The organism is Streptomyces albidochromogenes (assembly GCF_005981925.1).
In the GTDB taxonomy this organism is placed as follows: Bacteria; Actinomycetota; Actinomycetes; order Streptomycetales; family Streptomycetaceae; genus Streptomyces; species Streptomyces albidochromogenes.
In genome coordinates, this window is the sequence record NZ_VBVX01000275.1 from 1 (window position 1) to 8,650 (window position 8,650).

The following is an 8,650-nucleotide window of genomic DNA, read 5'->3' on the forward strand; positions in this document are numbered from 1 at the left end:
GTCCGAGCGCGCGGCGGCCGAGGCGGCGGCCGCGGAGACGGACCGCGCGCGGCGGCGGCCGGCCGGGGCGCGCCGGGGCGGGCGTCACGCGGGGCCGAGCGCACCGGGAGAATGACGTTCTCGCACGCACGAACCCATATCTTTTCAGCCAACTTCTGGCTGTGACCCAACCCTTGGCGAAATGCCCTCCCCACCCCCGTACCACCAGGCATGAAAGGACCGTCTCCGGTCAATGCACCCTACGGGGACGGGCCATGAGCGGGATGCGTACTTCCCTGCGGGGCCCACGAGTGGAACGCTTCGTGATCGAATGCTTCGCGCCAAGTTGCCTTGTCGACATAGTGCCGAATGCCGAAGTTGTCACGCCGGCGCCACGGGACACAGTAGATTCGATCATGGGTATATACGGCGGGGGAATCATGCAGGACCGAGGGGAAACGTGCAGGACCGAGAGGACGCGAACACCGAGGGGGGCTTAGCGTCATGAGCCAGGACTCCACTGCCGTACCGGAGGCCGCACGGAAGCTCTCCGGACGCCGCCGCCGGGAGATCGTCGCAGTACTGCTCTTCAGTGGCGGCCCCATCTTCGAAAGCTCCATCCCGCTCTCTGTGTTCGGCATTGACCGGCAGGACGCAGGAGTACCCCGATACCGGCTACTGGTGTGCGCGGGCGAGGACGGGCCGTTGCGCACCACGGGCGGTCTCGAACTGACCGCCCCCTACGGCCTGGAGGCGATGAGCAGGGCCGGCACCGTCGTCGTACCGGCGTGGCGGTCCATCACCTCGCCACCACCGCCGGAGGCACTCGACGCGCTGCGCCGCGCGCACGAGGAGGGCGCCCGCATCGTCGGGCTGTGCACCGGCGCGTTCGTGCTGGCGGCGGCGGGGCTGCTCGACGGCCGCCCGGCCACCACGCACTGGATGTACGCGCCGACGCTCGCCAAGCGCTATCCGTCCGTCCACGTCGACCCGCGCGAGCTCTTCGTCGACGACGGCGACGTCCTCACGTCGGCCGGCACGGCGGCGGGAATCGACCTGTGCCTGCACATCGTGCGTACGGACCACGGCACGGAGGCCGCCGGGGCACTGGCCCGCAGGCTGGTCGTACCACCGCGCCGGAGCGGCGGCCAGGAGCGCTATCTCGACAGGTCTTTACCGGAGGAGATCGGCGCCGACCCGCTGGCCGAGGTCGTCGCCTGGGCGCTGGAGCACCTTCACGAGCAGTTCGACGTGGAGACGCTGGCCGCGCGCGCCTACATGAGCCGGCGCACGTTCGACCGGCGTTTTCGTTCGCTCACCGGGAGCGCTCCCCTGCAGTGGCTGATCACTCAGCGGGTGCTCCAGGCGCAGCGTCTGCTGGAGACGTCCGACTACTCGGTCGACGAGGTCGCGGGGCGTTGCGGCTTCCGTTCGCCGGTCGCGCTGCGCGGGCACTTCCGGCGCCAGCTGGGCTCGTCCCCCGCCGCGTACCGGGCCGCGTACCGGGCCCGGCGTCCGCAGGGCGAGGTCCACACGGGCCCGTCCGGGCTGCCCGGGGGCGGCCAGGGCGCGGAAGCGATGCCGCAGCAGGCCCGGCGCACGGCGGCGGCCAGTACGCAGTCGGGCCCCACGGCGACCACGTCGGCGAGCGCGGAGCCGGGCAAGCCCAGCTCCGATGTGTACACCCCCGGCCGCCCGACGCTCCCCGGCCAGCGGGAACGCCCCGTAGGGTGAGACACATGAACGATCGCATGGTGTGGATCGACTGCGAGATGACCGGGCTCTCGCTGACGGACGACGCACTCATTGAGGTGGCCGCACTGGTCACCGACTCGGAGCTCAACGTGCTCGGCGACGGGGTGGACATCGTGATCCGCCCGCCGGACGCGGCCCTGGAGACCATGCCCGAGGTGGTGCGGCAGATGCACACCGCCTCGGGCCTCCTCGACGAGCTGGCCGGCGGAACGACGCTGGCCGACGCCGAGGAGCAGGTCCTGGCCTATGTACGCACCCACGTGAAGGAGCCCGGCAAGGCCCCGCTGTGCGGAAACTCGGTCGGCACCGACCGCGGCTTCCTGCTGCGTGACATGTCGACGCTGGAGGCGTACCTCCACTACCGGATCGTGGACGTCTCGTCGGTCAAGGAACTGGCCCGCCGCTGGTTCCCCCGGGCGTACTTCAACAGCCCGGAGAAGAACGGCAACCACCGGGCGCTCGCCGACATCAAGGACTCCATCGCGGAGCTGCGCTACTACCGGGAGGCGGTCTTCGTGCCGCAGCCCGGGCCGGACTCCGAAACGGCGAAGAAAATCGCCGCGAAATACGTCCTGCCTGCGCAGTAGCCCACCGGTGGGACCCGGTTAAACCTGGGCGCGAGCACCCTCTGGGACCCTGTACACTTTTTCTCAGCCGGTCGGAAACGACCGGCCACGGTGGGTGTAGCTCAGTTGGTAGAGCACCTGGTTGTGGTCCAGGTGGCCGCGGGTTCAAGTCCCGTCACTCACCCTGATCGCATCGAGCCCCTGACCTGGAGACAGGTCAGGGGCTCGATGTGTTGCCCGGCCGCTCACGACGACGTACGGGGCACCAGCTCCGTCGGCAGTACGATCCGGCGGCGGTCGTCGACGCCACGGGCGCCCGCCGGGCGGCGGTCCGCGATCTCGGCCAGCAGCAGCCGGGTCATCTCCCGGCCCATCTCCTCGATGGGCCAGCGGACGCTGGTCAGCGGCGGGTCCATCCGGTGGGCGATGGCCGAGTCGTCGAAGCCGACCAGCGCCACGTCCCCCGGGACGTTGCGCCCACGCTCGCGCAGGACCTGCCGGGCTCCCGCCGCCATCACGTCGGAGGCGACGAAGACCGCGTCCAGCCCGGGTCGGCGGTCCAGCAGCTCCCCCATGGCCCGCCGGCCGCCCTCCTCGGTGAAGTCGGCGGGGGCCACCAGCCCCTCGTCGGCGTCGAGCCCGGCCTCCACGAGCGCCTGCCGGTAGCCGTCGAGCCGGCACTGTGCGCCGTACACGTCGAGCAGGCCGGTGATCGTGCCTATCGTGCGCCGGCCCCGGGATATCAGGTGGGCCACGGCTCCGCGCGCGCCCGCCACGTTGTCCGCGTCGACCCAGGCGAGCGGCTCGTCCGCGGAGCGGCGGCCGCTGAGGACGACCGGGATGTCCAGCTGGACCAGCAGCTCGGGCAGCGGATCGTCGGCGTGCACGGACACCAGCAGGACCCCGTCGACGCGGTTGCCCGCGAGGTAGCGGGCGAGGCGGCTGCGCTCGCGGTCGTTGCCGACGATGGTGAGCAGGAGCTGCATCTCGGTGCTGTCGAGCGCGGCGCCGACGCCGCGCACGATGTCGGAGAAGTACGGCTCGGCGAAGAAGCGGGACTCGACCTCCGGGACGACGAGCGCGATGGCGTCCGTGCGGTTGGCCGCCAGGGCGCGGGCCGCGCGGTTCGGTACGTACCCCAGCTCGTCGACGGCGGCCTCGACGGCGGCGCGGGTCTCCTGGCTGACGCGCGGGGAGCCGTTGACGACCCGCGAGACGGTGCCCCGGCCCACCCCCGCGCGTGCCGCCACCTCTTCAAGGGTCGGCCGCCCGCCGCGCCGGCCCCCCGGGCCCCGGATTCCTTGCGTCGCCATGTCCCCGACCTCCCCAGACTGTGCCCCGTCCGGACCCCGTCCGGTCGCCGTGCGGCGCTGCGCAATATCTCATGGCCGTCTCGGACGGGAAATCCCCGTCCGAAACCTTGACACCCCCGCGGGGAGCCGCGAACCTTCAACACATCACACTTGGGAGCGCTCCCACAGTACCTGACTCATACACAACCCGCACGTTCCCCGCCCGGGCCGAAGGCACAACTCTGGGCCGCACCAGCACAGTTGGCCGGGGGGTCGGCACGTCAGGGCACAAGGAGGACGCAATGCGCACCAGTACCCGAACGCGTCGCAGAGCGGTGGTGGTCGCCGCCGTGGTCGCACTCGGCGCGGGCCTGCTCGGCGGCTGCGCCGAGGACAGCGACGAGGGAACCGGCGGCTCCGGCGGCGGCAAGGAGAACGCCCAGGGCAAGACCACGCTGGAGATCGGCACCTTCGGCGTGTTCGGCTACAAGCAGGCCGGGCTCTACGACGAGTACATGAAGCTGAACCCGGACATCGTCATCAAGGAGGACGTGACCGAGCGCAACGACACGTACTACCCGGAGCTGCTCACGCACCTCGCGGCGAACAGCGGGCTCCAGGACATCCAGGCCGTCGAGGTCGGGAACATCAACGAGATCGTCACCACGCAGGCCGACAAGTTCGAGGACCTGTCGAAGGCGCCCGGCGTCGACAAGGCCAACTGGCTGGACTGGAAGTGGGCGCAGGGGTCCACCAAGGACGGGCGGACCGTCGCGCTCGGCACCGACATCGGGCCGATGGGCCTGTGCTACCGCAAGGACCTGTTCAAGAAGGCCGGGCTGCCGACCGACCGTGAGGCCGTGGGCAAGCTGTGGGCGGGCGACTGGCAGAAGTACGTCGACGCCGGCAAGCAGTACAAGGCCAAGGGGCCCAAGGGCACGACGTTCACCGACTCGGCGGCCGGTCTGTTCGCCGCCGTCAACAACGGTTACGCCGAGAGGTTCTACGACGCCGGGGGTGAGCTGATCTACAAGGACAGCCCCGCCGTGAAGACGGCCTGGGACCTGGCCATGCAGGCCGCCGAGGGCGGACTGACCGCCAAGCTCAAGCAGTTCGACAAGGCGTGGGACCAGGCGTACGCCAACGGCACCTTCGCCACCGTCTCCTGCCCTCCGTGGATGCTCGGGTACATCAAGGAGAAGGCGGGCACGGCGGGCGAGGACCAGTGGGACGTCGCGGCGGCCCCCAAGCCGGCCAACTGGGGCGGCTCGTTCATCGGCGTACCGAAGGCCGGCAAGAACAAGGCCGAGGCGATCAAGCTCGCCGCCTGGCTGACCGCGCCCGAGCAGCAGGCGAAGCTCTTCGACAAGCAGGCCAGCTTCCCGTCCACCCCGCCGGCGTACGAGATGGACGTGGTCTCCGGCGCGAAGAACCCGTACTTCGGCGACGCCCCGACCGGGCAGCTCTTCGCCGAGGCGGCCAAGGGCATCCCGACGCTCGTGATCGGCCCGAAGGACCAGCAGATCGGCACCGCCTTCGGTGACGTCGGCATCCTCCAGGTGGAGCAGCAGGGCAAGAGCCCGGCGGAGGGCTGGAAGGCGGCTCTGAAGGAGATCGACAACGCGGTGGACGGCTGATGCGTCCGTACACCGACCAGTCCGGCCCGGCCGCGTCCCCCTCCTCGGGGGACGCGGTCCCGGACCGGCCGACAGCGGCGGTGGCGGCGGTCGAGCGGCCGGTCGCGGCCGGCGACCGCCGCCGGAAGTGGCGCAGCAGGCGCTACCGCTGGGACACGAAGTACAGCCCGTACGCCTTCGTCGCCCCCTTCTTCGTCTTCTTCGCCGCCTTCGGGGTCTTCCCCCTCCTCTACACGGGCTGGTCGTCGCTGCACCGCGTGTCGCTGTCGGCGCCGAACGACATGGAGTGGGTGGGGCTGCACAACTACACACGGCTCCTGGAGGACGAGTTCTTCTGGAACGCGCTGCGCAACACCTTCACCATCGGGGTCCTGTCGACGGTGCCCCAGCTGCTGATGGCGCTGGGCATCGCGCATCTGCTCAACTACCGGCTGCGTGCCTCCGCCTTCTTCCGGGTCGCGATCCTCACGCCGTACGCCACCTCGGTGGCGGCCGCGACGCTCGTCTTCGTGCTGCTGTTCGGGCGCGACTACGGGATGATCAACTGGGCGCTCGAAGGGGTGGGGCTCGGGAAGGTCGACTGGCAGAGCGGGACGCTGTCGTCGCAGGTCGCGGTGTCGACCATCGTCATCTGGCGGTGGACCGGGTACAACGCGCTGATCTACCTGGCCGCGATGCAGGCGGTGCCGAACGACCTGTACGAGTCGGCGGCGCTGGACGGGGCCACCCGGTGGCAGCAGTTCCTGCACGTCACCATCCCCTCGCTGCGGCCGACGATCCTCTTCACGGTCGTCGTCTCGACGATCGGCGCGACCCAGCTGTTCGGCGAGCCGCTGCTGTTCGGCGGGGCCGGCGGACAGAAGGGCGGGGCGTCCCACCAGTTCCAGACGCTCGGGCTCTACCTGTACGAGCAGGGCTGGTTCAACTTCCACCTCGGGCGGGCCTCCGCGATCGCCTGGGCGATGTTCCTGATCCTGCTGATCGTGGCGGGTGTCCACCTGCTGATCGCGCGCCGCCTGAGGAAGAGCCAATGAAGCCGACGAAGCCGACTCCGCCGCGCCGGCCGGTCCTGGGCGGCCGCGCCGGGCGCCACCTGCACGGTGGTCCCCTCACCTACGCCGTACTGATCGTCTTCACCCTCGGGTCGCTGTTCCCGCTCGTGTGGACGGCGATCGCCGCCTCCCGCAACAACACCCGGCTGTCGCAGACACCGCCGCCGTTCTGGTTCGGCGGGAACCTGTTCAAGAACCTCCAGACCGCGTGGACCGACGCCAACATGGGGCTGGCGCTGCTCAACACGGCGGTGGTGGCCGGGACGATCGCCCTGGGCACGGTGCTCTTCTCCACCCTCGCCGGCTTCGCCTTCGCCAAACTGCGCTTCCGCTTCAAGAACGTGCTGATGCTGCTGGTCGTGGCCACGATGATGGTGCCGCCGCAACTCAGCGTCGTACCGCTGTTCATGACGGTCGCCGAGCTCCAGTGGACCGACCAGCTCCAGGCCGTCATCCTGCCGACGCTCGTCAGCGCCTTCGGGGTCTTCTTCATGCGCCAGTACCTGGTGCAGGCGCTGCCCAGCGAGCTGGTCGAGGCGGCGCGGGTCGACGGGGCGAGCAGCCTGCGGATCATCTGGCACATCGTGTTCCCCGCCGCCAGGCCCGCGATGGCGGTGCTGGGCATGCTCACGTTCGTGGCCGCGTGGAACGACTTCTTCTGGCCCATCATCGCGCTGACGCAGGACAACCCGACCGTACAGGTGGCGCTCGCCAACCTCGGCCAGGGCTTCGTACCCGACCAGTCGGTCATCATGGCCGGCGCGCTGCTCGGCACGCTGCCGCTGCTGCTGGCCTTCGTGCTGTTCGGGCGGCAGATCGTCGGCGGGATCATGCAGGGCGCGGTCAAGGGCTGACCACCCTCCTCGTACACCTCTCCCCTCACCAGGAGCGTTTCCATGACCGAAGGCACGGACAGCTTTCCACCCGGATTCCTGTGGGGCTCCGCGACCGCCGCCTACCAGATCGAGGGCGCCGCGCGCGAGGACGGCCGCACCCCGTCGATCTGGGACACCTTCAGCCGTACGCCGGGAAAGGTGCTGGGCGGTGACACGGGTGACGTGGCCGTCGACCACTACCACCGGATGCGTGACGACGTACGGATGATGGCGGACCTGGGGCTGAACGCGTACCGCTTCTCGGTGTCGTGGCCGCGCGTCCAGCCGACCGGCCGGGGTCCGGCCGTCGAGCGCGGACTGGACTTCTACCGCGCGCTGACGGACGAGCTGCTGGCCGCCGGGATCACGCCCAGCCTGACCCTGTACCACTGGGACCTGCCGCAGGAGCTGGAGGACGCGGGCGGGTGGCCGGCGCGGGACACGGCGTACCGCTTCGCGGAGTACGCGCGGCTCGTCGCGGACGCCGTGGGCGACCGGGTGGAGCTGTGGACCACCCTCAACGAGCCGTGGTGCAGCGCGTTCCTCGGGTACGGCTCCGGGGTGCACGCACCCGGCCGCACCGACCCGGTGGCCGCCCTGCGCGCCGCCCACCACCTGAACCTGGGACACGGCCTGGCCGTGCAGGCGCTGCGGGCGGCGCTGCCGGCGCGGGCGCGGATCGGGGTGAGCCTCAACCCGAGCGCGGTCAGGCCGCTGACGCAGTCGCCGGGCGACCTGGACGCGCGGCGCCGGATCGACGCCCTGGCGAACCGGATCTTCACCGGCCCGATGCTGCGCGGCGCCTACCCGGCCGACCTGCTGGCCGACACGGCGCACCTGACGGACTGGTCGTTCGTACGGGACGAGGACCCGGCAACGGCCAGGGCGCGGCTCGACTTCCTGGGCGTCAACTACTACGCGCCGGCGGTGGTTTCGGAGGCGTCCGGCGGCGACGGCTCCCGTCGTGACGGCCACGGCTCCAGCGAGCACTCGCCCTGGCCCGGCTCGGAGACCGTCGCGTTCCACCAGCCGCCGGGCGAACTGACCGCGATGGAATGGTCCGTCGACCCGACCGGCCTGTACGACCTGCTCATGAGGTACGCGCAGGAGGCACCCGGTACCGATCTGCTGGTGACCGAGAACGGCGCGGCGTACGACGACAAGCCGGGCGACGACGGTGCGGTCCATGACCCGGACCGCATCCGCTACCTGCACGGCCACCTGGCGGCGGTGCGCCGGGCGATGCGGGACGGCGCCGGGGTGCGCGGGTACTTCCTGTGGTCGCTGATGGACAACTTCGAGTGGGCGTACGGCTACAGCAAGCGGTTCGGCGCGGTGTACGTCGACTACGAGACCCAGGAGCGCACCCCGAAGTCCAGCGCGCACTGGTACGGGCGGGTGGCCAGGACGGGCGTGCTGCCCTACCCGATGCTGGAGGAGTGAGCGCGGGGGCGGGCGACCGGTGCGCACCGCCGCCGAGGATCCGTCCGTCCC

Annotated in this window: 7 protein-coding genes and 1 tRNA gene; 7 read left to right on the top strand and 1 reads right to left on the bottom strand. The window is 70.7% G+C overall.

Features of this window, described 5'->3' with window-relative positions:
• Positions 1-483 precede the first annotated feature (483 nt).
• The 3 genes from E2E34_RS27000 (at position 484) to E2E34_RS27010 (ending at position 2,484) form a co-directional block, all read left to right on the top strand.
• On the top strand, positions 484-1,713 hold the full coding sequence (locus E2E34_RS27000) for a helix-turn-helix domain-containing protein (protein WP_138904519.1): 1,230 nt from the start codon (positions 484-486) through the stop codon (positions 1,711-1,713).
• 5 nt (positions 1,714-1,718) lie between these two features.
• Positions 1,719-2,321: an oligoribonuclease gene (gene orn, locus E2E34_RS27005; protein ID WP_138904520.1), complete on the top strand. Its 603-nt coding sequence runs from the start codon at positions 1,719-1,721 to the stop codon at positions 2,319-2,321.
• A gap of 90 nt (positions 2,322-2,411) precedes the next feature.
• Positions 2,412-2,484 (top strand) — tRNA-His (locus tag E2E34_RS27010).
• A gap of 61 nt (positions 2,485-2,545) precedes the next feature.
• Here the strand turns inward: E2E34_RS27010 and E2E34_RS27015 are convergent.
• Positions 2,546-3,613, bottom strand: a complete 1,068-nt coding sequence (locus E2E34_RS27015; protein ID WP_138904521.1) for a LacI family DNA-binding transcriptional regulator — start codon at positions 3,611-3,613, stop codon at positions 2,546-2,548.
• A gap of 281 nt (positions 3,614-3,894) precedes the next feature.
• Here E2E34_RS27015 and E2E34_RS27020 point away from each other — a divergent pair, with 281 nt between their 5' ends.
• The 4 genes from E2E34_RS27020 to E2E34_RS27035 are packed head-to-tail and all read left to right on the top strand — an operon-like array spanning position 3,895 to position 8,599.
• Positions 3,895-5,229 (top strand): ABC transporter substrate-binding protein, encoded by a 1,335-nt coding sequence (locus E2E34_RS27020; RefSeq protein WP_138904522.1) that lies wholly within the window; start codon positions 3,895-3,897, stop codon positions 5,227-5,229.
• On the top strand, positions 5,229-6,263 hold the full coding sequence (locus E2E34_RS27025) for a carbohydrate ABC transporter permease (protein WP_138904523.1): 1,035 nt from the start codon (positions 5,229-5,231) through the stop codon (positions 6,261-6,263). The genes E2E34_RS27020 and E2E34_RS27025 overlap by 1 nt, the downstream gene beginning before the upstream one ends.
• Complete coding sequence (locus E2E34_RS27030) at positions 6,260-7,135, top strand: carbohydrate ABC transporter permease (protein ID WP_138904524.1); 876 nt, start codon at positions 6,260-6,262, stop codon at positions 7,133-7,135. Before E2E34_RS27025 ends, E2E34_RS27030 begins: the two co-directional genes overlap by 4 nt.
• 42 nt (positions 7,136-7,177) lie before the next feature.
• Positions 7,178-8,599, top strand: coding sequence for a GH1 family beta-glucosidase (locus tag E2E34_RS27035; RefSeq protein WP_138904525.1), 1,422 nt, complete (start codon positions 7,178-7,180; stop codon positions 8,597-8,599).
• The last annotated feature ends 51 nt before the right edge of the window (positions 8,600-8,650 follow it).